33 protein-coding genes are annotated in these 20,971 nt (G+C 41.1%); 4 read left to right on the top strand and 29 right to left on the bottom strand.

The window, feature by feature from the left end; all coding sequences use genetic code 11:
• Positions 1–108 precede the first annotated feature (108 nt).
• The 28 genes from ACWPVL_RS11355 to ACWPVL_RS11490 form a co-directional block, all read right to left on the bottom strand.
• Positions 109–1,788, bottom strand: a complete 1,680-nt coding sequence (locus tag ACWPVL_RS11355; RefSeq protein ID WP_454389077.1) for a phage minor capsid protein — start codon at positions 1,786–1,788, stop codon at positions 109–111.
• Between the two features lie 4 nt (positions 1,789–1,792).
• A complete protein-coding gene (locus ACWPVL_RS11360; RefSeq protein ID WP_454389079.1) occupies positions 1,793–3,301 on the bottom strand; it encodes a phage portal protein in 1,509 nt (502 codons plus the stop codon).
• 17 nt (positions 3,302–3,318) lie between these two features.
• Positions 3,319–4,608, bottom strand: a complete 1,290-nt coding sequence (locus ACWPVL_RS11365; RefSeq protein WP_454389081.1) for a PBSX family phage terminase large subunit — start codon at positions 4,606–4,608, stop codon at positions 3,319–3,321.
• On the bottom strand, positions 4,598–5,056 hold the full coding sequence (locus ACWPVL_RS11370) for a stress-induced protein (protein ID WP_454389082.1): 459 nt from the start codon (positions 5,054–5,056) through the stop codon (positions 4,598–4,600). The genes ACWPVL_RS11365 and ACWPVL_RS11370 overlap by 11 nt, the downstream gene beginning before the upstream one ends.
• Positions 5,057–5,086: 30 nt before the next feature.
• A complete protein-coding gene (locus tag ACWPVL_RS11375) occupies positions 5,087–6,349 on the bottom strand; it encodes a DNA modification methylase (RefSeq protein WP_454389084.1) in 1,263 nt (420 codons plus the stop codon).
• Between the two features lie 968 nt (positions 6,350–7,317).
• Complete coding sequence (locus tag ACWPVL_RS11380; RefSeq protein ID WP_454389086.1) at positions 7,318–7,737, bottom strand: DUF1492 domain-containing protein; 420 nt, start codon at positions 7,735–7,737, stop codon at positions 7,318–7,320.
• Positions 7,738–7,813: 76 nt separating this feature from the next.
• Entirely contained in the window at positions 7,814–8,128 is a 315-nt protein-coding gene (locus ACWPVL_RS11385; RefSeq protein WP_454389088.1) for a hypothetical protein, read from the bottom strand.
• A 21-nt stretch (positions 8,129–8,149) separates the two neighbouring features.
• Positions 8,150–8,329, bottom strand: a complete 180-nt coding sequence (locus ACWPVL_RS11390) for a hypothetical protein (protein ID WP_454389090.1) — start codon at positions 8,327–8,329, stop codon at positions 8,150–8,152.
• Between the two features lie 87 nt (positions 8,330–8,416).
• Entirely contained in the window at positions 8,417–8,752 is a 336-nt protein-coding gene (locus ACWPVL_RS11395; RefSeq protein ID WP_454389092.1) for a DUF1372 family protein, read from the bottom strand.
• Entirely contained in the window at positions 8,716–8,865 is a 150-nt protein-coding gene (locus tag ACWPVL_RS11400; protein ID WP_454389131.1) for a hypothetical protein, read from the bottom strand. Before ACWPVL_RS11400 ends, ACWPVL_RS11395 begins: the two co-directional genes overlap by 37 nt.
• Entirely contained in the window at positions 8,862–9,014 is a 153-nt protein-coding gene (locus ACWPVL_RS11405; protein ID WP_454389094.1) for a DUF7204 family protein, read from the bottom strand. The genes ACWPVL_RS11400 and ACWPVL_RS11405 overlap by 4 nt, the downstream gene beginning before the upstream one ends.
• Before the next feature lie 11 nt (positions 9,015–9,025).
• Complete coding sequence (locus ACWPVL_RS11410; protein ID WP_454389096.1) at positions 9,026–9,541, bottom strand: hypothetical protein; 516 nt, start codon at positions 9,539–9,541, stop codon at positions 9,026–9,028.
• The gene (locus ACWPVL_RS11415) at positions 9,538–9,870 is read right to left on the bottom strand and encodes a hypothetical protein (RefSeq protein ID WP_125398422.1); all 333 of its coding nucleotides are present in this window, start codon (positions 9,868–9,870) and stop codon (positions 9,538–9,540) included. Before ACWPVL_RS11415 ends, ACWPVL_RS11410 begins: the two co-directional genes overlap by 4 nt.
• 11 nt (positions 9,871–9,881) lie before the next feature.
• On the bottom strand, positions 9,882–10,673 hold the full coding sequence (locus ACWPVL_RS11420) for a DNA adenine methylase (RefSeq protein WP_454389129.1): 792 nt from the start codon (positions 10,671–10,673) through the stop codon (positions 9,882–9,884).
• Positions 10,674–10,903: 230 nt separating this feature from the next.
• Positions 10,904–11,551, bottom strand: a complete 648-nt coding sequence (locus ACWPVL_RS11425; protein ID WP_414296049.1) for a hypothetical protein — start codon at positions 11,549–11,551, stop codon at positions 10,904–10,906.
• The gene (locus tag ACWPVL_RS11430) at positions 11,541–11,867 is read right to left on the bottom strand and encodes a hypothetical protein (protein ID WP_454389099.1); all 327 of its coding nucleotides are present in this window, start codon (positions 11,865–11,867) and stop codon (positions 11,541–11,543) included. The genes ACWPVL_RS11425 and ACWPVL_RS11430 overlap by 11 nt, the downstream gene beginning before the upstream one ends.
• A gap of 11 nt (positions 11,868–11,878) precedes the next feature.
• Entirely contained in the window at positions 11,879–12,148 is a 270-nt protein-coding gene (locus ACWPVL_RS11435; protein WP_454389101.1) for a hypothetical protein, read from the bottom strand.
• Entirely contained in the window at positions 12,148–12,960 is an 813-nt protein-coding gene (locus tag ACWPVL_RS11440) for a PD-(D/E)XK nuclease-like domain-containing protein (protein WP_454389103.1), read from the bottom strand. The genes ACWPVL_RS11435 and ACWPVL_RS11440 overlap by 1 nt, the downstream gene beginning before the upstream one ends.
• Complete coding sequence (locus tag ACWPVL_RS11445) at positions 12,957–14,153, bottom strand: DUF1351 domain-containing protein (RefSeq protein WP_454389105.1); 1,197 nt, start codon at positions 14,151–14,153, stop codon at positions 12,957–12,959. Before ACWPVL_RS11445 ends, ACWPVL_RS11440 begins: the two co-directional genes overlap by 4 nt.
• A 1-nt stretch (position 14,154) precedes the next feature.
• Positions 14,155–15,084, bottom strand: coding sequence for a recombinase RecT (locus ACWPVL_RS11450; protein ID WP_454389107.1), 930 nt, complete (start codon positions 15,082–15,084; stop codon positions 14,155–14,157).
• A gap of 12 nt (positions 15,085–15,096) precedes the next feature.
• Positions 15,097–15,327: a hypothetical protein gene (locus tag ACWPVL_RS11455; RefSeq protein WP_454389109.1), complete on the bottom strand. Its 231-nt coding sequence runs from the start codon at positions 15,325–15,327 to the stop codon at positions 15,097–15,099.
• Positions 15,328–15,337: 10 nt separating this feature from the next.
• A complete protein-coding gene (locus ACWPVL_RS11460) occupies positions 15,338–15,475 on the bottom strand; it encodes a hypothetical protein (RefSeq protein ID WP_261804694.1) in 138 nt (45 codons plus the stop codon).
• On the bottom strand, positions 15,472–15,651 hold the full coding sequence (locus tag ACWPVL_RS11465) for a hypothetical protein (protein ID WP_454389111.1): 180 nt from the start codon (positions 15,649–15,651) through the stop codon (positions 15,472–15,474). The genes ACWPVL_RS11460 and ACWPVL_RS11465 overlap by 4 nt, the downstream gene beginning before the upstream one ends.
• 241 nt (positions 15,652–15,892) lie before the next feature.
• On the bottom strand, positions 15,893–16,171 hold the full coding sequence (locus ACWPVL_RS11470) for a hypothetical protein (protein ID WP_454389113.1): 279 nt from the start codon (positions 16,169–16,171) through the stop codon (positions 15,893–15,895).
• A gap of 238 nt (positions 16,172–16,409) precedes the next feature.
• Positions 16,410–16,772 (bottom strand): ArsR/SmtB family transcription factor, encoded by a 363-nt coding sequence (locus tag ACWPVL_RS11475; RefSeq protein WP_454389115.1) that lies wholly within the window; start codon positions 16,770–16,772, stop codon positions 16,410–16,412.
• Between the two features lie 8 nt (positions 16,773–16,780).
• Positions 16,781–16,999, bottom strand: coding sequence for a hypothetical protein (locus ACWPVL_RS11480; protein WP_454389117.1), 219 nt, complete (start codon positions 16,997–16,999; stop codon positions 16,781–16,783).
• 3 nt (positions 17,000–17,002) lie between these two features.
• The gene (locus ACWPVL_RS11485) at positions 17,003–17,149 is read right to left on the bottom strand and encodes a BOW99_gp33 family protein (RefSeq protein ID WP_454389119.1); all 147 of its coding nucleotides are present in this window, start codon (positions 17,147–17,149) and stop codon (positions 17,003–17,005) included.
• Positions 17,150–17,212: 63 nt separating this feature from the next.
• The gene (locus ACWPVL_RS11490) at positions 17,213–17,398 is read right to left on the bottom strand and encodes a helix-turn-helix domain-containing protein (RefSeq protein ID WP_048792174.1); all 186 of its coding nucleotides are present in this window, start codon (positions 17,396–17,398) and stop codon (positions 17,213–17,215) included.
• A 145-nt stretch (positions 17,399–17,543) separates the two neighbouring features.
• On the opposite strand from ACWPVL_RS11490, the gene ACWPVL_RS11495 reads away from it, so the two are divergent.
• A complete protein-coding gene (locus ACWPVL_RS11495; protein ID WP_049549209.1) occupies positions 17,544–17,888 on the top strand; it encodes a hypothetical protein in 345 nt (114 codons plus the stop codon).
• A 137-nt stretch (positions 17,889–18,025) separates the two neighbouring features.
• Here ACWPVL_RS11495 and ACWPVL_RS11500 read toward each other — a convergent pair whose 3' ends face one another.
• Positions 18,026–18,238, bottom strand: a complete 213-nt coding sequence (locus ACWPVL_RS11500) for a helix-turn-helix domain-containing protein (protein ID WP_057595487.1) — start codon at positions 18,236–18,238, stop codon at positions 18,026–18,028.
• Positions 18,239–18,401: 163 nt separating this feature from the next.
• On the opposite strand from ACWPVL_RS11500, the gene ACWPVL_RS11505 reads away from it, so the two are divergent.
• From ACWPVL_RS11505 to ACWPVL_RS11515, 3 genes are all read left to right on the top strand, one after another.
• Positions 18,402–19,133: a helix-turn-helix domain-containing protein gene (locus ACWPVL_RS11505; RefSeq protein WP_454389123.1), complete on the top strand. Its 732-nt coding sequence runs from the start codon at positions 18,402–18,404 to the stop codon at positions 19,131–19,133.
• Positions 19,134–19,166: 33 nt separating this feature from the next.
• Positions 19,167–19,373: a hypothetical protein gene (locus tag ACWPVL_RS11510; RefSeq protein WP_454389125.1), complete on the top strand. Its 207-nt coding sequence runs from the start codon at positions 19,167–19,169 to the stop codon at positions 19,371–19,373.
• Between the two features lie 132 nt (positions 19,374–19,505).
• Positions 19,506–20,948 (top strand): recombinase family protein, encoded by a 1,443-nt coding sequence (locus ACWPVL_RS11515; protein ID WP_454389127.1) that lies wholly within the window; start codon positions 19,506–19,508, stop codon positions 20,946–20,948.
• The last annotated feature ends 23 nt before the right edge of the window (positions 20,949–20,971 follow it).

Raw genomic sequence — 20,971 nt, forward strand, 5'->3', positions numbered from 1 at the left:
GTTCTCCTTTATTATTTGAAAAAAAACTCATTGTGAGTTATAATTAAGTTAAGGTAAAGGTGGTCTAACGCCCATGAAGCAGCTTGCTGTGGAGGCGGTGGGTCACCTTTATTTTTTATTCAGTTTTAAAATGTCTATCAATTCTTCACCATCTTTTATAATTGCGATGCCTAATCCGCGACGGTTCAAGTCGTATACTTTTTCAAGCTGAGAAAGTATTTCATCGTTGGATAATTTTGTTCTTGTCACATCAAATACAACGTTTTCGGATTGTTGTTTCGCCTTCCTTAAATTTCCATCTACAACACCCTTTCCTGAACCCGATATCTCTTTTAGGTCAAACTTCAACCCATCAACTAAATAATCTGGGCTCGGGATTTTTTCTGGGAAGTTAACTCGTGGCGCCATTTGGACGTGTTTTCCAAACGTTTTAGACAGCCATTCTCCTACCTCTTTCTCTTTTTGGGAATAATCTAACACTACATGCTTTCCATCAACTTGATATTTCTGGCCGCTATGTTCCCAGAAATTCATTTCTGTGACCTTAGCTTTGCTAGGATCTGCATTGGATAGCCATTTATCCTTTACAGAAATATAAGACTTATTACCAGCAGGTCCGTCGCTTGCTGGTTTTTCGTTTTTCTTGAAGAGTCTTTCTCTAGCCTCATCCCGTTTCAGGAACGGGTGCTTATCGATGTAGTCTTTCAAGGCAGCGTTTTGGGTGCCTATCTTGCTCTTGTACTTATCCATCAGCTCTTTATCGCCCAACTTCTCAGCAACGTGGAGCTTTTCTTTATTCGCTCTGATAGACCGTTCTAGAGCCCTCTGCTTAGCCTCTGCATTGGCATTTTCTATCGCTTGCTCTGGTGTTATCTCTGCCACGTCCTCTCCCAAATCGGGCTTGTAGTTGGCCCCTGGGATGAACGGCGTCAGCATGTGGCCGCAATGAATGCCAAGGCAGCCGCCGGGATTTCCGTATCCGTAATCTTCCAAAGACAGAATACGCTCGCCCTTTTCAGTTCGAGCTGGTCCGTAGGTTACTATCTGATGTTGCAAAGGAGCGCACATTTCACGGGCAGAGCTTTTCTTAGAGTAGTAAAAAGTATCAATGCCCAGCTCTTCAGCTGGTCTAGTTCGCATTTCTCGAAAAGTTCGATAGGTTGTCGTCTTGATAACCATCCGGGCGTAATTATCTATCTTCCAGTTACGCCCAGCGCTGTCCTTGAAACCTTGAAAACCTTTCTCTTGCCACTTCATAACCGTATCTGAGATAGCCTTATCGGCCGTGGAGAGGCCAGTGACAACTCTAGCGACAGATTGCTCAATGATACCTTGATAAGCGCCAATAACAGCCTTTGGCAAGGTTGTGTTGATTAGATTATGAATGTCTCCGACAGCTTGACTGGCATAATCAGCAAGAATTTCTTGAATGTGGTTACTATCTCCTGCGGATCCTCTGCCTAAATCTTCCAAAAGCTGTTGTTTCGTGTCTGTGTAGAGCTTCAAACCCTCGTTTTCGACAATGTAGCGCAACTGTTCTTCAGCTACTCCAGAGTATTCGGAGATTAGCTTCAGATTCTCCTCGTTGAGCATGTGCATCTGTTGCATCTTCTCAAGTTGCCAGATGTATGGTTGCTTATCAAGATAGACAGTACCACGTTCTGTCACACGTTCGACCACGTTATCAAACAAATCCAAAGCCAGCTGGTGATAGATGTCTGCCACGTTGCTAGCTTGCAGCAGCAACTGCTCATCGTTAAATTGGATCGGCGGTCTCTTCTTTGGCATCTAATCACTCCCCATACAAGTCAATATCCTCTTGCGTTCGCTGGCTGTTAGCCGTGTCCATTGTCTCCTGATTGATTGCCTGGATCATCTTCTTAGCCTCAGCCTCTGACATGTTAAATGCCTTTTGGATAGCGTGAGCCTTGCTGACAATGCCACTAGCCAAAGCTTTAGTCCAATAGTCAAGCTCGTTGTTCTTGTCAGTGAAGACACCATCATCCAGATTGATTGCAATCTTCTCCATTTGAGGGATCGGACCATTGTATAGCTCGTAAAGACTTCCAAGCTCGCAGATCGAAATGATCAACTCTTTCAGCGATTGCTCGACCAAGCTGACAATACTGTTTCTCATTTGGTAAGTGTCTGAGTTCTCGCTGACAACCTCAGTAGCTGTCTTCAAGCTCTGGCCGTCAAACGTAAACATACCGGCAGACACACCTAGAAGCATTTCAAAGAGTGCTAGACCTTCGTTGATGCTCTTGATGTAGTCATCTGCCCTGATTGCTGTCGTAAGGTCTGTGATGTTTCCGCCATCCATGTCGCTATTCGTCAAGCGCAAGTAGACATTTTGCTCAGCGTCAAAGCGCTTGACGATGTTAATATCACCGTCGTCAGATACCATTCTGGTTTCTGTCAGATTTTCAGGAACAGCTACTCGACGTTGGCCCATCTTGACTTCCCACTTAAACTCGTCGTAAGTCGTATTGATAAAATCAATCGTGCTCTTGGCATTGTCGAAGATAGATAGACCAAGGGGCGAATTGATGTCCTTGTTGTTCATCCCGGGCGGTTTTAGGTAAGAAAAAAGCGGCCTTGTTAGACCGTCAAGTTCAACTTGTTCTTCTAGATCCTCGTAGACTTCTGCCAACGGCACACGGCCTCCGACTTGCTCAGAACTTTCAGACCTGTATAGCTCATTTGAAATGATGTACTTCCCATCCTTGGCCCACTCATGGAACTCAATTAAGGTGTAGTAGATGTTCTTCTGACCTGAAGCTTTAATCGTTTTAGTCACGATAGCAGCGCTTGAAATATCCTGCGTGTTAGATTGAAGTGGTAAAAAGACTGGCGCTTGAATGAATGACACTCTCACTCGTCCATTATCCACATAAGGCCTCATGGCAAGACCTCCAAGGGCCAAACAGCTCTCAAGATAGCGCTCAAAGTTCTTGTTAAAGCGGTCATTCTTCAAGGTTTCTTGAATGAATGTGTTTGCTTCTTTATCGTCCAATTTAATCGAAGCCTGCTCGTTAAAGACCAGACTGGCAATCTTCTTGGCAGCGGTTCGAGCGATTGGCAAATGAGTCGCTTCTCTTTGCTTCTTGACACCATCGGTATTCGTGTATGTTATCTTCTCAATGTTACTCTGATAGTATCTTAAATTCTCATTGATTCGACGATACTCTGCGCTTGTCACTGCGATTTTAGGATGGTCTGTGATACTTGCTAGACTTTCTGTAGTCATTGCGTACTGTCCTCTCTTCAATAGATTTTTGACAAATTGAATAATGCCCATTTATCGGCTCCTTATTGCTAAAAATTAGCGTAACGCTTATAGAATACGTTCACACTATATCTGAATTCGTCCATTGCGTGGTTATCTTTATCAATCGGTCGGCCGTTATCGTCACGACTGTAAAGACCAATCTCTTTCAAGAAATAGTAATGGTCGTATTCTTCTTCTTGGTGATTGATAAGCAAGAACTGACCTGAAGAGATGATATTCTGGCCACGTTCAATCCCTACCTCGATACCCTTCGACTTGCTGCTGACATCATGCGCGTTGTTCAAGGCTCCCCTTGTCTGAATCCCTAGCTTATGCAATTCCTCTCGTAAGGATCTACACGCTGGGTCAATCCAGACATCGGTATAGCGCATTTGGTACTTACTAACACACCACTGAATAAATGCTCGAAGCTCGACAGCATAGGTAGACATAGCCTTGACTTGGCCAGTTTCAGCTCCGCTATGATAGTAATGAGCTACACGATTGAGCCTAAAGAAAGTCTTGTTACCCTCTCTGTGCTTAGTAACGATGTTACAAGCCATTGAGGTGGCGTCAGACTGTCCACCATCGCCTGTAAAATACATTTCAACGGGTTCGCCTAGCAAACTATCCTTGATGTTCTTTTCGAGGTCAAATAGGCCATATATGACACCTTGAGGCATGACCCTCTGACCGAGCACGTCCCGTTTGTAGAGATAAGGATTCTTCTTCAGCGATTGAATAATAGACCGCTTGCGCTCTTCAGAAAGAATCGGATTGTCATCCATAGTCCAATGTGTCCAGCGTGTATTTTGCACGTCGAATACATCCTTAATCACTGGATGCTGAGGTGCTGGTGGGTTTAGGTCAGCTAGATGATACCTGAGTTTAGCCGCCCAGGTCCGCCTAAACGCTTCCTGGATAAAATCCATGTTCAGCAGGTTTATCTCACAAAAGACTACTGAACCTAAAGACATACCAGTGATAGCTCCCACGCTATTAGCCTTACCGCCCCCCTTGTAGTAGACTCGCTTGGCTCCGTTAGGTGTATCGATTAAGAGGTGGTCTCCGTGCTCGTCGTGTTTAATCTTGCAGTTGCCGTTGAAGATGTGCATTAAACCAGTGTCATCTCCGTCAATAAATAGACGGTAGGCTTGCTCTTGGTTGTATGCAGCGATAAGATGATTTTCATCTGGAGACTCAATCAAGTATCTGGCATAGCGAAAATGACCAGCTGTTGTCTTGCCGCTTCGAGGGGTGCCCTCGTTGACTTCCAGCTCATAATTAAAAGGCCTGCGAATGATGTCAGCTTGTTTTCTCGAAAACTTAATCTTCAACTTCGTCACCGCCTTTGACTACTTCGAGCAAAGACTCCATAAGGCCAGTGTCAGACTTAGATCCTGAAAGCTCATGCTCTCGTTTCTTATTATCCAACTCAAGGCGCTTAATGCGTTCTCTTTGTTCTTTCTTATCGAGAGTGTCCTTAGCATCTGTCGTTGTCAACTTACTAATCTGTTCAAAAGCTCGGACATTGCCCTTCATAGCCTTTTGCATCATGACCATAGCTAGAGCCATTTCGTTAGTTGAGTCAAAGCCCAACTCTTCAAGTTGTTTTTTCACGTTTGGGCTTGCAACTTCGGCTTGTAGAATCGTTTCAAAAGCCTTTTTTAGGTTTGCTTTTTTTCGTCGAGCTTTGCCTGAAGCCTCTCCTGCTTTTTTTGCATTTTCTCGGCGTTCGCTCGGAGTTCGTTCTGAATTTTTTATCAAATTTTGCTCATTTGCCATCGCCTCACTTCCTTACTTTTTTAAAAAATTTCAACTCACTTTCTCAGCGGTAAGTCCCGTCTCTTCTTCCCAGCGCCTAATCGTTCGTACGACGTAGAGTGGGTCTAGCTCCATACCGTAGTAGACACGTTCTGACTTTTCACATACCATGAGAGTAGAACCACCACCGTTAAAACTATCAAGGACTCTGTCGCCTTTCTTGCTGGAGTTTAAAACACACCTAGCAATCAACTTCAAAGGTTTCATGGTTGGGTGAATGTCGTTTCTGACCGGCTTATCTTCGTAGAAAATTGTTGTCGGACTTGCATCTTGCATGGTCTTGATATAAGAGATTAACTCGCTCTTAGACATATCTTTCAGATTTTCTTCATCTTCCTCGATGACGGTTGCTAGCGAGCGATTATCTACAAAATAGTGACTCGCTCCGTCTTTCCAGCCATATAAGCAAGGCTCATGCTTCCATTGGTAATCTTGACGACCCAGCACAATGGCATTCTTTACCCAAATGATTGATTGTTTTAGTAACCAACCTGTCTCTTTGACTGCTGCTCTAAAATTCAAACCTTCCGAATCTGCGTGCCAGATGTAGAATGCCCCTCCTGGTTTTAAATGGTTGTTTGCGACTGCAAATGCACCTCGTAGGAATTGCCTAAAGCTGACATCGTCCATACTGTCATTCATGATTGTCATAGCTTCATCTGTTCCGCCCTGGTAGGCTACATTGTACGGTGGATCAGTCACGTATAGGTCAATCGTTTCTCCGTCGATTAGTTGAGCCATGTCCTCCGCCGATGTACTATCGCCACACATTAAACGATGACGCCCTAATTGGAAGATGTCTCCGCGTTCGATGCTTGTTTCTTCCTCTTGAGAAAATTCTCTTGCTTCTTCAGGATCCTCAGATTCTTCAAAGTCGTCCAACGAAAAATCGTCGTCTTCAAATCCAAATAAAGACATGTCCAATCCTTCTACACTTTCAAGTTCAGCATAGAGCAGCTCAGTATCCCATTCTGCGATTTCGCCTACTTTGTTATCAGCAAGTCTAAAAGCTTTTATTTGTTCTTCAGAAAGGTCATCAGCAATAATGACTGGTACTGTTTCAAGTCCTAGAAATTTTGCAGCCTTGTGCCTTGTATGCCCGTTTATAATTTCTCCGTCTTTGGTTGCTATAATTGGAACCTTGAAGCCGAATTCTCTGATTGAATTGGCAACAGGTTCTACCGCTTTTTCATTGTTTCTGGGATTGTTCTTGTAAGGAGTTAACCAACTTAAAGGCTTGTCAATGATTTTCAATTTTTCCTCCGAAACCAAAAAACACACATCATAAAGATATGTGCCTTTCGGGTTATATAGTCCTTTGACTTTGTTTTTTTACAGCCAATTCTGTAAAAATTGGAACGACAGGACTCGAACCTGCGACGTCTCGATTTCCTAAACAGGACTTAATCCGTCTACCATATATCCATTAACCAGCATGAGACTACTGCTTTAAGCGAGTGACTTTTGATAACTTATAGTTTATTATCTTGTCCACAAATATTCCTACTTGTATCACTCATGTACGATTGGTTAGACCAATCACTCCTTACATCATAAACTACTAAGCCATTTTTCAATTAACGAAGACCCCGCTAAAAGTCTAAGCTGCTTTACTCTTTGACTTTACTCTTATCCTTGCGAGACTTGAGCAGGCAATCTAATTGCCGAAGTACACTTTCGTTTATGACGGGCGATGACTTTTGCTTTTTTGAGTTTTTTCTATCTTGAATAGCTTTAAAATATAAAAATCATCTTTTATCTATCACAGACACGCATCGCCATGTGTTTTATTCTCTTTTGAAGAACAAAATGCACAGCGCCTGCTTGTTATCGATTGTTTTGCGGACAATCAACTCACCTTACATACTTTTGGGAGGCGCCCAATTTTTGTAAGATATGGTATTAAGCTCTTGTTGCACCTCAAACCGAATACCTTATTCCTCTTATAGACTCGTCTCACAGCCAAACTGCCACATTTGCATTTCCTCAGCACCTTGCCGTTGGAATCTTCCTGCTTTAACTTCGCCTACCTATTCCAAAACTGAAATAGTTAAGATTACATTGCTTAGATTGACCATTGCTGGCAGGATGTTTGATAGATTTAAAAGCATCCTTTTCCTGAGTTACCACAGATTATCTAGGCTAAGCCCTAAAGAAGTATCATTTGCTTCAGCATTTGATACTACCATTCTAGCAGATTTTAGAATTCATGCTCACTCACTTTAGCTCACTTTACCTATGATTGTTTCTTCTAGCTCAGACTCGGCCTGTTTGCGCAATCTGTAATAAGTTGCCTTACTAATTCTCAAATTGTCGCAAATATCCTCAATATAGGTCTTAGTAATGTAAGTCATCCTGAGAATAGACCTGCTCTTTGGATTTTTCAGCTGATTGATCAGTCGACCAAGTTCAAGTTTCCTGTTGATTACCTCTTTAGTATCCTGCACAATTGCCTCTTTCATTACAATTAGCTGAGCATACACATCATCCACCTTTTTAGTCTGGCCACCTTGGACTTTAACATCTGACCACTTGGGGCTTGAGAGCAAGCCTGCCTCAAGCTCATTGATTTCGTCAATCCTACTCTGAATATCCATATCAAGATTTTGTAGCTCATTCAAGAGCTCTCTAGTTTTGCTCACTCTCTGTCTCCTTTTTATGATATAATAATCTTATTGGAAATTTAGCTGAGGCAGAGAGTGCCTTGGCTTTTTTGTTTTACCAAGTGATATGTATCTTCTTATCAGAGACATATTCCTGTCCTGTGAATAGGTTTTTAGAATAAGTTAATTGATACCCGACTGAAAAACCCTTTCCGAGCCGTTCTCTTAACATTTCCAATGTTCTTTCATTTTCTAATCGATTCCTGAGATATTTATCTCTAACTGACCAAACATCGATTAAATAGCCTGTATAACCTTTTTGAGCAGAAGTTTTTAGTTTTTCTTCTAGGTTATATCTCTTAAAATAACGCTCGAACCATTTTGCGTGACTTTCTGAGCTAAGTTGTTGTACTTCATCAAATAGTGTCATTTTAACCCCAATCTTTTATTTTTATAATCTTGAAATTCCGTAGTATTCATAACCACAATATTCAGAGCAGAAACCGTACGTATTAAAATATTCATCAAATACTCCAATCTCGCTATCGCAGACAGGACAATGTGTTCTACGGTATCTTTCCCCTTTGCTCAGACCATTCAAAATTTTCTTTTTGCGTTGACGCTTGTTCATTGGTTGTCTCCTACGCTTTCACTACTGGGAAATGAATGTCCCCAATCAGGCTCATAGTAGTCTGGCAATTTAATAGTTTCTGTCATCTTAACCTCCTCTTTTCTTCAAATATTCTGGGGCTTCATAGATATTGCCTACAACTTCATTTTCTTCAACTTCAGTCCACAAAAGCACTGCGTCATTTCCTGTGTCAATTACCCAAGCCCCTTCAAGCTTCTTGACAACTCCTGTCAATTCCTTGTCTGTGATCCTGCCGTGCATCTCTGCACCTGCGTTATCAACCTTGTGGATGATAATAGGCTGCCTCTGCTCCAGTTCTTTTATCCTGATGCTCTGCCAGACGTTCAATCCAGTAGATAGTAAGATCCAGATTGCTATGAATCGTTTCATTCTGTGACCTTTCTTCCATGTTCTTTCAACCATCTATCAAATCCATCGAAAACATTCTCATTTTCTTTGAGTTTAAATATTCCACTGTATCTATCATCGCAATACTCGCAATAATCGATATAGGTTCCACCGTAAAACGACATCATTCCACCTCCTCAAGTTTCACCTTATACATTCGATTTCCTCGATACTTGCTCTCGAGCTGAGCCTTGCATTTGGCAGCATCACCCTCTTTCTTGAAAAAGTGGGTCTCGTCTACCATATTGTCAAAATATAATGTTACAGTAAAACTCATATTTCTACCTCTCAACTTATCTTATGGCTTTCCAGGTCTCCGAAATCCTGACCATAATTGACAAAATAAGAGCCGATCAGGATTGCGTCAGCTTCATCATCTTTGACTTGCAAATCAAATTCATCTGAAACCTTAGCAACCGCCTGCAGCTTCATTGATTTCTTGCTGCGGTCTTTGTAGCTGAATTGCCAGTATTTGCGCCAGGTCGACACATTCACAAAATACACGTTGTCAGCAATCAGCCGCCCAAGGATAATTCCAGTCACAATTCCGATACTGATCATAGACTGCTGATTTGGACCCATGACCGAATTTTTTTCGACCACGATTGCCTCAAAAGGGTAATCGTATTTTTGTAAGGCTCGTGATTGGACCGCTCGCAGTTCGCTGGCCATGAAGCGCCCGCGTTCAAAGAACGACTTGCTTTTATGCTTTAAGACGCCACTCTGGACAAGACTAGAGCCGTGAAACACGGCCCATCCTGTCGCAGTAGTTGAAATATCTAATGATAAAGTCAGATTTTTCATTGAAGCTCTCCCTTGATGCCACAGAGGTCGAAAAGATTTCGCTTGTTGTTCTCGATAAACTCGAAGAACTTCTGAAGTTCGGCTAAGTGGCGTTTTTCTCTCTTGACTCCAAGGCTCGTATGATACTCTGTTGGCGTTTTCGGTGTTACCCTAATGTCTAGCCAATAAAGAGGCTCAAACACGTCTCCACTCGTATCAAGGGAAGCGTCTGCGTCCGTATTTCTGAAATGCATCTGCATATCATATTCAATCTTGTTTGTGATCGTGATATTCTTATCTACGATTTCGAGTGTGATACTTGTTCCTGGTATGTCGATTTTGTTTAGCATTTGTTGCTCCTTCAAAATAATAATAATTGCTTCTTTGGTTGATAGTTCATCCAAAGGACTTCTGTTCTAGGTAAGCCATGCTCTGCAGTAGCCGCAAACTCAACTCTTTCCCAGTTTCTCAGTTGCTTGTTATAAAGTTCACTGTCATAACCGCTTAAGAGAATTCTTGCCCTAGATTGGTTCAGGATATCCAGCAATTCCTCGTGATCATGGTCTTCCATTTCCACCGTGTATTGCTTTCTAGTTCTTGTACTGAGGAGATAAGGCGGGTCTACATACATGCAGACATCTTCCCGACTGTACTTATCAATGAGTTCGATAGCTGGCCGACATTCAACCTGCACCTCTTTCAGTCGCAGGGTCATTTCCTGGATTAGCTCAGGCAAATCATTCCAATGCTTGACTGCGTAGGCTCGCTCTCTACCATTCACATCCATTTTCCAACCAGATTTCTCAATGTTCCGAAATCCGTGACTCATGACGGAACGGATGACGAAATTCAAGGCCTTATCTATTTCGTTCTCTGGTCGAGCATCCCAAGCCTTGTCGTAAACAGACCGACTGTAGGGAGTTAGAAAGATTCTTTCAGCCAGTTCTGCAGGTTCCTGCTGTATCACCTGAAAAAGATTGACCACATCATCATTTAGGTCGTTGACTGTTTCAATCGCGCTAGGCTGCTTGGTAAATAGTACCGCACCGCTACCAAAGTAGGGTTCTAGATAGGTTTTGTGTTCAGGTAGTAGTTCTACTATCCTGCCAGCGAGATTCCATTTACTACCTGGATATCGCAAAAGAGATTTCATTTTATCCAAAAACGCGACTGCCTCTGTTGTGAGATTTGGCTAAATACGGGCAGTCGCTCGTCCAAGGTCACATGACCGTTTTTGACGTTTCTAGTTCGCTTTTATCGTGGTTCACGGCACGTTGAATTTTGGTTATTTTTTATCGTTTCTAGCGCTACGTTCACCGACTAGATAGCCAAGAAATAGCCATACTAGAGTCATACCTACACTTTTGATAAATTCAATCATTCTTAATCCATCCCCTCATATAAACTTTTTCCTAATTGCTCCTCAAAGTCTTGTTGATTTTGAGGGTCTAGCATTGCTAGAGATGTTACAATTTTTATTTTTGTCTCTCTACACGGCTGATAACCATATTTCGCATATCTCATAAGCCTATTAAATGTACTAACTGGATAAGGTAAATTACCATCAACCACTAGACGTTTTGTATGCAAGTGTTCAAAAAAATCTTCGTGAAACAATACTTCAAAAACAGCCATATAATCATCTTCGTCCATATTGTCATAGTTTTTGTAGTAAGCAAATTTTGTTATTGTAAAATCAAAATTTGAGATGACTTTTTGGGGAGTCCCATAAGTATTTCTGATAAGTTCAAGACGAATTTTTTCTTTTACTGAATATATTGACCAACAATTTTTGTTTTCATACGAAAAGCGCCAATTTTGGGGTTCGTCTTTTATTTGTTGCTCAAAATATCTTTTTGCTTCAAAAAAATCTTGTTCACTTTCAAAAAAAATATCTAAATCTTTAACATGTTCGTTGTTGAATATGTTTTTGAAACACCCTCCAGCAACAAAGCCTTTGTGTCCTACAAGAAATTTGTCAAGCCACCAAAGCTGCCGATAATTAAGTAAATCACTTGTTTTAAATGTCATCTTCCCCTCCTAGATTGTTCCACCAATCAATCAGATCATCCTGATTGTCTTTGATAAATTGCTCAAACTCTCCAAACTGGAGGATAGCCCAGCGTAAGCGGTGCATATCCTCTCCACTTCTTGAGCAAAAGCCCATAACCTCGAATGCAGGTTCGATGCTTTTGAGTGTTTCTTGGGCCTGGTCATCAAGATTAAAGGCCACCTCACTTTTTAAGCTGAGGTCTAGGAAGAACTCAGCTCCTAGATTGTGAATAACCTGTAAACGTCGGCCGTCTGAGTAGATGGCTACGCTGTCGGATACTTTTCTAATTTCCATGGTTTCATCTCCTAAAATGGCAACAATCCAATTATGACAAAATCGTCCTCAATTACTTTGACTTTATCAACATACGCATTCTGTAACTCTTCTTCTGTGTGATACGTTGTTCTGTTTTCAACGTCGCTGTTCCAACAGATAAAAATATGTTTCAGTCCAGGCCAACCAGAACGACCAAACAAAGCAATACACTCATCTTTATCTTGATGTATTGCAAATGTAATATCGTGTGGGCAACCTGTGTCGTGAGTTTCTAGTATGTCTTTTACTTGCTTACTCATCAGATCACCTCCACACGCTGACTCAACGCTTTTGATTTGCAGTATTCGCAATGACCGCACGGCTTCGCCTTCTCTTCGCCTCGCTTGACCTTATCAAGATGCTGAATCAGCATAGACAGCTCAGTCAGCTCATAGCCAAGCTTTTCCTGAGTTTGAAAAACGATGGCTCTTGTGTCTGGAGTCGGCTCTTTCGTCACCGCGTAAATGATTGGCGTGAACTCTTTGTCGTACTTCTCTTCTAGCATTTTCTTATACGCTGCCATCTGCAAGACGTAGCCCAAAGCCTCAAACCAGCGGACCTGAATATTTCGTCCGCTTGCTTCGTCCTGAACCCAGACCATGCTGTCGATGTCTGATTTTGTGGTCTTAATGTCCACAAAATACCCTTTTTCAACATTGAGACAGTCAATCTTTCCTTTGAATTCCACGCCTTCGATTTTGCCTGTTACAGCAACTTCTTTCTGGCCGACATAGTAATCCATGAACTGCTTGTCAGCCTCCAATCGCTCAATCATTCGCTGACCGACCAGAAAGTCAGATTTTAACTGACCTTTGGTCTTTCCAGCTTTTGAAACCATGGTATCTACATTTTCATCCATGAATTTCTTATGCGCTTCCGGACTTTCAAAATAGCTATGGACCATGTTCCCGACCAAGAGAGCCGTGTTGTCTCTTTGATCTTCCCATTCTCCTTCTAGCTCAGCTAACGCCCGTGCTTCACACTCTCTAAACCGCTTATATTGCGAGATAGACCAGTATCGACGTGCAGAAGCTGCTGAATAGTAATCTTTACCAAGTAAATCCATTGTCATTTCATTTCCACCTTTTCAGCCTTACTTTCCGCTCCAGGCATTATCCGGACAATAATTCCTAATTCTTGAGAAATAGTCTTAAATTGTTCTTTGACTTGACGCATGTTTTTTTCAGGGAAAATAATTTCCATATTTTGATAGCGATAACCATATTTTTTAGCCGTATCATCAGAAGCTGTATTTTGCGATTTTTGGCCAGTTTTTTGTTCTGGGGTGTAATTGCCCTCTGAAGCTGTTTCAGGATTAAATTCGGGTTGGTTTTGAGCGTAGGATTGATTCTGAGTGTTTCGCTCTGCTTCTGCTTGCGCCTGTCTCAACTCATCTGCATCTGCGTGCAAAATATTGATAACATCTAGAGCGGAGCGACCTTCATTGAGCAAATCAACGTATTTTTCAGGATTCAAGCCTTTGGTTTCTGCGATAGCAGTCATTTCTTCGATTCGCTGTTTCAGCTTCGCTTCCGCTTTTGTGCGGTCGGCCAGCTCTTTATCGTCAAGGATTGCTTGCAAAATATCAGCCAGCTTTGCCCCTTCGTCGTATCTGCGGATGTAGACAGCCGGGCCAAATCCTGCCTTGGCAGCCGCTTCCGTTATCTGAATGAGGCCGGCTTCACGTTGCTGTTTCTTTGCCGCTTCTTCGGCTACCAGGTCGACAATCATCTTAGAGGTTGCTTGATTGATCCGCACGTTGTCAGCCATAAAACACTTTTTCTTGCTGAGATCATCAAAGTAGATGGCGAACAGCTTGATATCAAGATCGGCTCCGCTATCTGCGATTGCTGCTTCAAAGGCTTCTTTGACCGTTTCTTTACGGGCTTCCGTCGCTCTCTCTTCAAACTCTTTAATCTGATTTTTAATGTCATCCTGCAAAGTTTTGATAGGGTCTAATATGCTATCTACCCATGCCTTCACTTCGTCGAGAGGTCTAGAGTATTCTGAGAGCTGACTTTTAAGCTCTTGTTCAATCTGGCGTTGCACTCGTCCCAACTCGTCTTTGACCTTGGTATCATCTGATAAAGTTTCTTCTGTTACGACGTATCCAGCATATTTCTTTTGATAAGCTGCTAAAGCTTGTTCTAAAACTTCCTTTCCTTGAATTTCGATTTCGGCGGCCTTTAGAACGAAGCCGACTTCCAAATCCGTGACTGGAACGAGTTCGAGGCTATCCGTTACATCTTTTAATTCTTCAGTCATTCTAGAAATCCTCCCCTTCTAGCATGTCCATTTGGCCAGTTTCTGGCTCCTTATCAATTACTTCGCCCGTTTCTTGATCAAAATCTGGAATCTCATCTGCTGGGTAGTTTGTATCTGTGGTTGTCAACTCCTGGTTGATAACCTCTTTTTTGGTTTTTTCAGCCTCTTCTTTAGAAGTTCCAAGGATGCCATCCAATGTTTCAGCCTCTTCTCTCACTGGTTCAGCATCTTTCATTTGACGCTCATTGTCATACTCGTCAGCGATTGTGTTATTGATTGCTCCAGCGAACAAGTCGCTGTCATTGCTTGTATTGATAAACATTTTGGCAGCTCGGTTGATAACCGTACGCATGGCCATCTGGTCAGGAAAATCGATTTGGACATTTTTTGTTTTCGCTTTAGACCAAGACTTATCAATTTGTTTTTTAGTCATGACTTCCAGAAACTCTTCTCCATCCGTACGAGTGATGATGCAATAAGCGGCAATTATTGGATTATCTGCATTCCGCCAATCTGTCTCATGTTTGACTAACTTCTTACGCCCGTTTTCAACCGATACCTCTAGCGTATCCCCTTCGTAAACAACATTTGCAGTAACATCTTTCACCTCTTGCAAATCCTTAGTGACTTTAATGGTCCCAAAATACGACATTCTCAATTGAACGTCAGAGCCGTATTTGATAAAGTAACATTGCTTTTTAGCCGGACTTAGTCCTTGGGTTACCATTTCTAATAATGCGTTATAAACGCTATCTTGTGTACATTGCTGCAGTAGATTCCCGCTACTGGAATTTTTCAGCGCGTAGTATGCCGAACTCAAGGCATTGCTCACGCTATAATTTGGTGCGATCAGGAGTCCTTCGCCCTTCATCGCTTCGATTCGTGTCGCGACATTTGATGTAACTTGCTTCTGTGTCAATTCATTCGTCATTTTTGATTTCTCCTATGTATTCATGTTAATTCTGCGGCTAGACATGCTGTTTAAGTTATCTAATTCATTGTTGTAATCTTGAATAAGTTGCAAATTCCTGTCAATGAAGCGTTCTACAACTTGACCTAGAAGCTCTTGTGTTGTCACGCCTCTTAATCCAGCAAGAAGTCTGATATATTCTTTTTGTTTTTCAGAAATCTCTGCTCTTATAAATGACTTGCCTTTGTTAACTATCTGTGTCATTTCCTCCCCCTTATACTGTATAAAGCTCTTCGCCTGTTTCATCGTCACAAATTCCTAGACCGCCTAGTGCTCTATAATTTTGTGCAACTTGATTCCAATAGCTCATATTTTGATAGTATGTTGATTCTGATATTTGTTCGTAACTCATTTTCTTCTTCCTTTCGTCTTCTTCAGATTCCATTTCTCGCGCTTCAGGCGCTTATTTTCACGTCGTAGCGCTAGGATTGTATCCTGTTGCTCGTCGATAATCTCGCCTAGCTCATAACAGAGCTTTAAGTAGCGTTTTCGCCAGTAAGCATTATCCTCATAGCGTTCTCTGATCATAGCTACTCATCCCCCACATAGACCCAGCTACTCCCATTCCAGACCCAATTGTCCGGATCAGGGCGCTCAGGTTTTTCAATCGGTGGTTGCAGCGCGTCTATCCTGTCGTAATTAAACATGAGCGTACACCTTCCCGAGCTCGAGGACTCGCTTCACATATCTAGCCTTGGATTCTAAACCTAGATCCAATAATTCATTTTTTTCTTCATGGTTGGCCAACAGCCACACCCGATTTTCAAGCTCAACTCTCGTCATCTTCTTTTACCTCTTCTTTCGCCCCTTCTTCTACCTCTTTGACCATAGTCTTCTTCAAGCGAGCTGTTGCTTCGTCAACCGATTTGCCTTTCAGGACATCTTCTAAAAGATGACTCGCATCATGCATCGCCTGAGCCTTCGCTTTGGCTGTTTCGTTGTCTGGGAAAAGGCCTATTTCTTGTCCGAGTAAAAAGGCAAGGCTGAAATCGTGCATTTCTTTCTGCAGTTGTTTTACTTGGTTAAGTGTTCGTTGTGCTTTAAACATATTTTTTCTCCTGTGGATAATTTTATAGAATCCTCTATATATTATTTATGAGGACTACTAGTTTGTTTTAGGTCAGTATTTATTACTAAGTTAGTGCCGTAAGGCTTAGATTGTTATTAAGTTAGTACTTGTTGTATAGTTAGTACTTATTAGAGGGCAATTTTACACATGGCAATTTTACACATGGCAATTTTACACATGGCAATTTTACACATGGCAATTTTTTCTAACTGTATTTTCAAGCTTCATCATTTGTGGATAACTCTTTTTCCAGATTAGTTTTTAGATACTCAAAGTAATCATCTGAAATAGGCATATCTGAAAAAAACCTATGAACTGAAACGCCTTTACCTCTACCTAGACCCAAGCGATACACTTTGAGATAACCAGCTTTCTCTAATAACTTAAAGTGCTCATCTACGGTGCGCCTGCTTATTCCTAGTCTTCGTGCAATTTCGTCAGGATATACAACCCAATCAGACTTGTTAGTCAGTATGACTGCCAAAATCCCTATTGTAGCTGGTTTTAGTTGCTTATCTTGAGTAAAAGTATTATTGATAGCTGTATAATTTTCGTGAGTATTTCTTAGAATATACTGCATAGCTCATATTATTTCTCCTTTACAGCCAACAACTCTTGATAGAGCTTTAGCAATTTACCCTGACGTTGCCATTCATCAAAAAGGTGTCTGTACGCTTTTCGGGTTTCTATCAAGTCGTCGTTCAATTCAATCGCCAACGAACGCCAACGCTCGGCTTCATCCGGCAGAGTGAGAACCTCTGGTTCTTCCGTGAAAAAGTAATTTTTAATTTTGTCAATTAACCTCATTGATTAAATCCTTTCTGCATAGATGCCTTTGATGACATTGTAGTAAGTGTGACCCGCTGGAATAACATAGCCAGTCAAGTCTTCGATAACAGAGCCATCTGCCATTATATTGATAATGCGTGGTTCCCATTTCTTTTTATTGTTTTTCATGATATAATCCTCTTGTAAAGTATTTTTCGTTAGCGCCTGATTGCCGTCAGGTACTTTTTTGTTTTATCTTAGTTCATCTATGCTGATTTCTAATGCATCAGCAATTTTGCATATGTTCGGCCAAGACAGATATTTTACCTTTCCTGTCTTTAGGTCAGAAAAGAAACTGCGATTAACCCCAGACATCTTAGATAATTGATTGCCGTTCAAATTTCTTTCCTGCATGATTCTGTTTAATTGTTCCCACATTTTACACCTCTAACCACTATATATTGTTAAGCAAATATATTTAAATAACAATATGTTGTGCATTTCTGTTATCTATGTTATAATCATTCTTGACTAGGACCTCTCACCGTTTTAGTCAAAATTTCAATAGAAAGGAGGGAAAGTTATGAGTAACAACTTCAAAAAATATGACATTCTACTAGCACATGCTATTATCGCTAAAAATACAGGTCACAAGTTGATAGTCCAAACAGCTGCAGGGCGATACATTGGAGAAGCTTATAATCCTGATAGCTCTGATTATCCTGACGTATCTGCAGTTGCTCAAAACATAAAAGAACTTCGAGTTTCTGAATACGATCCAAAAAATCCAACAGCAATCTTTTTAGTAGATGTTGAAGTTCACACCGATTCAATAGGTGGACCGTTTAAAATGCCATACGTTTGTCTATTTCTAGATCAGATATTGGGTGTTTCGATTGGGAAATTCGAAGATCCGACTGAAGAATAGCATCTTTGTCTATCATAAAGTCTATCGATTGTTTGATAGGCTTTTTTATTTTTCTGCTATACGGATATCGTTTTGGTCTCATCTTAGCGCCTCCTTTCTTTAGTTGTTGTTTTCGCAACTTTTTTTCTAAAAAAATACTAGAAATCCTCCATTTTGATATCTAGTAGTTTTGAAAGTTTGCTAGCTTCCGAAAACGTGAAATCACGTCCACGGTAACGATTGACTTTCATGTTAAAAGTTGACTTATCCATATCTAATTGTTCAGCAATTTCTTTTTGTTTCATTCCTTTTGAAACAATAATGCTTTTTAAATTTAGATACGGCTTATCTAGCACCATCACACCGCTCATAGGCTTCTCCTTTCCAAGTTGTCGATTTCGCAACTTTATTTTATGGTTCTAGTATATACTAACTTTGTTTCGTTGTCAACAACTTTTTTTGTTTTTTAAAAAATGTTTGCGAAAACGAAACTTTTATAGTATAATGATTATTAAGAAATGAGGAAGTAGAAAAATGATTGGAAACAAAATCAGAGAACTTAGAAAAAAACACAGCTTAACTCTTGATGAGTTAGCTAACAATTTAAATAATAGGTATCCTGATACTATGAACTTTAATAAAGGGAAAATTTCTAAATGGGAAAATGACAAAGAGGAGCCAAGGCTTTCATCTGTTAAAATCCTTGCTGATTATTTCGATGTACCTTTAGATTATTTCAATGGCGATGGGGCTGAAATCTTGCCTATCTACAATAAGTTAGAGAAACCTAGACAAGAAAAAGTCCTTAGCTATGCTAAAGACCAACTTGAGGAGCAAGAAAGCTCTAATATTATTTCTATTTTTAACAAGCCTCAAGATGACGAGGGCTACATCACTGACTACGTCGAGGGCTTGGTTGCTGCAGGTCATGGAACATTTCAGGAAGACAACCTACACATGGAAGTTAAGCTACGAGCTGCTGATGTGCCAGACAAGTATGACACTATCGCTAAGGTGGCGGGTGACTCAATGGAGCCACTGATAGAAGACAATGACTTATTGTTCATTAAAATCACCAGTCAGGTCGATGTGAACGATATCGGTATTTTCCAAATTAACGGTAAAAACTTTGTCAAGAAATTAAAAAGAGACTACGACGGTTCCTGGTATTTGCAAAGTTTGAACAGCGGATATGAGGAAATTTACTTGACGGAAGACGACGACATCCGAACCATTGGGGAAGTTGTTGATATTTATAAAGTTTAAAAACTAGCTGGATTAAGAAAGGAATATAAAATAATGGCTAAATATGTGAAACATTGCCCAAAATGTGGCAGCGGAGAAATTGAGTACATGATGCAGGATCGCAAAAGTTTTAACGGATGCGTTGGTTGTATCGGTTGGATTATTGCTTGGCCGCTAGTGCTATTAGGACTTGTCGGCAAAAAAGGGAAACACAACTGGCACTGCAGAACCTGCGGATGTGTCTTTAAATCTAAAAAATAAAAAAAGCCCCACGCTCTCAAACTTTGGCGAGTCTGAGCGTAGGGCTGGCTTACAAGAAAGGATTTTCATGGAGATAACCTCGCATGATCTCTTTTCTTGTACCTATTTTATCAAAAAAGGGGTACAAATACAATGATTACAACGAATAAAGTAGCCATCTATGTCAGGGTATCAACGACAAAGCAGGAAGAAGAGGGGTACTCTATCGATGAACAAAAAGCTAAGCTCTCTAGCTACTGCAACATTAAAGACTGGAGCGTCTACAAAGTATACACAGATGGAGGGTTTTCGGGGTCTAACACAGAGCGTCCAGCACTGGAAAGGCTCATCAAAGACGCTAAAGAAAGAAAATTTGATACGGTGCTAGTCTACAAGCTAGACAGACTGAGCCGTAGTCAAAAAGATACTCTCTATCTGATTGAGGAAGTTTTCATCAAAAACGACATAGAGTTCTTGAGCCTTCAGGAAAATTTTGATACTTCGACACCTTTCGGGAAAGCAATGATTGGCCTCTTGGCCGTATTCGCTCAACTTGAGAGGGAGCAAATCAAGGAGCGCATGCAGTTAGGTAAGCTAGGCCGTGCCAAGTCTGGTAAGTCCATGATGTGGGCTAAAACATCCTACGGATACGACTACCACAGAGAGACAGGCACAATGACCATCAATGAGCTGGAAGCGGTCGCTATTAGAGATATTTTTGAATCTTACTTATCCGGAATGTCTATCACCAAGTTACGAGACAAACTTAATGATAAATACCCAAAAACTCCAGCGTGGCACTACAGAATTGTTAGAGGAATTCTGGCCAATCCCGTTTACTGCGGGTATAACCAATACAAAGGGCAAATCTTCCTTGGCAATCATGAGCCGATAATCACCGAAGAAGCCTTTAATAAAACTCAAGAAGAACTTAAAATAAGACAACAGAGAGCTGCAGACAATTCTAATCCAAGGCCGTTTCGTGCTAAATATATGTTGTCTGGCATTGGACAATGTGGTTATTGCGGGGCGCCACTTAAAATCCTTATGCGTAGAACTAAAAATGATGGTACTAGGCGTATCGACTACGAGTGCCATCAAAGACACCCTAGGAAGGTGTCAGGCGTGACCGTCTACAACAACAATCAAAAGTGTGACTCCGGATTTTACAATAAGTCTGACATCGAGGAATATGTCTTGAAAGAAATCAGCAAACTACAGCATGATGACGAATATATTGAAGAGCTATTTGCTGAGCAGGAATTTTCCATAGATCGAGAGGCTTACCAAAAGCAAATTGATGCCTTGTCGAATAAAATCAGTAAACTGAACGATCTATACATAGATGACCGCATCACATTAGACGAATTACAGATAAAAGCTGCTGAATTTTCTAACCAGCGAGCTGTGCTAGAGGAAGAGTTAGACAATGACCCTGCAATCAAACGACAGAAAAGAAAAGAGGACATGAAGCAGGTCCTAAATACTGACGACATATTAACTATGGACTATGATCATCAAAAATTTATTGTTAGAACTTTGATTAACAAGGTCCAGGTAACAGCCGAGGACATTGTCATTAAGTGGAGAATTTAGAGAATTTTACTAACCATCATTTC

Source organism: Streptococcus sp. Marseille-Q8145, from assembly GCF_965112035.1.

Coding starts and splice junctions, on each gene's coding strand:
- ACWPVL_RS11440 (WP_454389103.1), bottom strand. CDS start 12,960: ATGACAATGGATTTACTTGGTAAAGATTACTATTCAGCAGCTTCTGCA.
- ACWPVL_RS11515 (WP_454389127.1), top strand. CDS start 19,506: ATGATTACAACGAATAAAGTAGCCATCTATGTCAGGGTATCAACGACA.
- ACWPVL_RS11510 (WP_454389125.1), top strand. CDS start 19,167: ATGGCTAAATATGTGAAACATTGCCCAAAATGTGGCAGCGGAGAAATT.
- ACWPVL_RS11480 (WP_454389117.1), bottom strand. CDS start 16,999: ATGAGGTTAATTGACAAAATTAAAAATTACTTTTTCACGGAAGAACCA.
- ACWPVL_RS11425 (WP_414296049.1), bottom strand. CDS start 11,551: ATGACATTTAAAACAAGTGATTTACTTAATTATCGGCAGCTTTGGTGG.
- ACWPVL_RS11500 (WP_057595487.1), bottom strand. CDS start 18,238: ATGAGCGGTGTGATGGTGCTAGATAAGCCGTATCTAAATTTAAAAAGC.
- ACWPVL_RS11370 (WP_454389082.1), bottom strand. CDS start 5,056: ATGGCAAATGAGCAAAATTTGATAAAAAATTCAGAACGAACTCCGAGC.
- ACWPVL_RS11430 (WP_454389099.1), bottom strand. CDS start 11,867: ATGGAAATTAGAAAAGTATCCGACAGCGTAGCCATCTACTCAGACGGC.
- ACWPVL_RS11400 (WP_454389131.1), bottom strand. CDS start 8,865: ATGATGTCGTTTTACGGTGGAACCTATATCGATTATTGCGAGTATTGC.
- ACWPVL_RS11505 (WP_454389123.1), top strand. CDS start 18,402: ATGATTGGAAACAAAATCAGAGAACTTAGAAAAAAACACAGCTTAACT.
- ACWPVL_RS11420 (WP_454389129.1), bottom strand. CDS start 10,673: ATGAAATCTCTTTTGCGATATCCAGGTAGTAAATGGAATCTCGCTGGC.
- ACWPVL_RS11355 (WP_454389077.1), bottom strand. CDS start 1,788: ATGCCAAAGAAGAGACCGCCGATCCAATTTAACGATGAGCAGTTGCTG.
- ACWPVL_RS11435 (WP_454389101.1), bottom strand. CDS start 12,148: ATGAGTAAGCAAGTAAAAGACATACTAGAAACTCACGACACAGGTTGC.
- ACWPVL_RS11450 (WP_454389107.1), bottom strand. CDS start 15,084: ATGACGAATGAATTGACACAGAAGCAAGTTACATCAAATGTCGCGACA.
- ACWPVL_RS11495 (WP_049549209.1), top strand. CDS start 17,544: ATGAGTAACAACTTCAAAAAATATGACATTCTACTAGCACATGCTATT.
- ACWPVL_RS11390 (WP_454389090.1), bottom strand. CDS start 8,329: ATGAACAAGCGTCAACGCAAAAAGAAAATTTTGAATGGTCTGAGCAAA.
- ACWPVL_RS11415 (WP_125398422.1), bottom strand. CDS start 9,870: ATGCTAAACAAAATCGACATACCAGGAACAAGTATCACACTCGAAATC.
- ACWPVL_RS11485 (WP_454389119.1), bottom strand. CDS start 17,149: ATGAAAAACAATAAAAAGAAATGGGAACCACGCATTATCAATATAATG.
- ACWPVL_RS11455 (WP_454389109.1), bottom strand. CDS start 15,327: ATGACACAGATAGTTAACAAAGGCAAGTCATTTATAAGAGCAGAGATT.
- ACWPVL_RS11360 (WP_454389079.1), bottom strand. CDS start 3,301: ATGGGCATTATTCAATTTGTCAAAAATCTATTGAAGAGAGGACAGTAC.
- ACWPVL_RS11405 (WP_454389094.1), bottom strand. CDS start 9,014: ATGAGTTTTACTGTAACATTATATTTTGACAATATGGTAGACGAGACC.
- ACWPVL_RS11465 (WP_454389111.1), bottom strand. CDS start 15,651: ATGATCAGAGAACGCTATGAGGATAATGCTTACTGGCGAAAACGCTAC.
- ACWPVL_RS11470 (WP_454389113.1), bottom strand. CDS start 16,171: ATGTTTAAAGCACAACGAACACTTAACCAAGTAAAACAACTGCAGAAA.
- ACWPVL_RS11385 (WP_454389088.1), bottom strand. CDS start 8,128: ATGACACTATTTGATGAAGTACAACAACTTAGCTCAGAAAGTCACGCA.
- ACWPVL_RS11395 (WP_454389092.1), bottom strand. CDS start 8,752: ATGGTTGAAAGAACATGGAAGAAAGGTCACAGAATGAAACGATTCATA.
- ACWPVL_RS11490 (WP_048792174.1), bottom strand. CDS start 17,398: ATGTGGGAACAATTAAACAGAATCATGCAGGAAAGAAATTTGAACGGC.
- ACWPVL_RS11410 (WP_454389096.1), bottom strand. CDS start 9,541: ATGAAAAATCTGACTTTATCATTAGATATTTCAACTACTGCGACAGGA.
- ACWPVL_RS11475 (WP_454389115.1), bottom strand. CDS start 16,772: ATGCAGTATATTCTAAGAAATACTCACGAAAATTATACAGCTATCAAT.
- ACWPVL_RS11460 (WP_261804694.1), bottom strand. CDS start 15,475: ATGAGTTACGAACAAATATCAGAATCAACATACTATCAAAATATGAGC.
- ACWPVL_RS11445 (WP_454389105.1), bottom strand. CDS start 14,153: ATGACTGAAGAATTAAAAGATGTAACGGATAGCCTCGAACTCGTTCCA.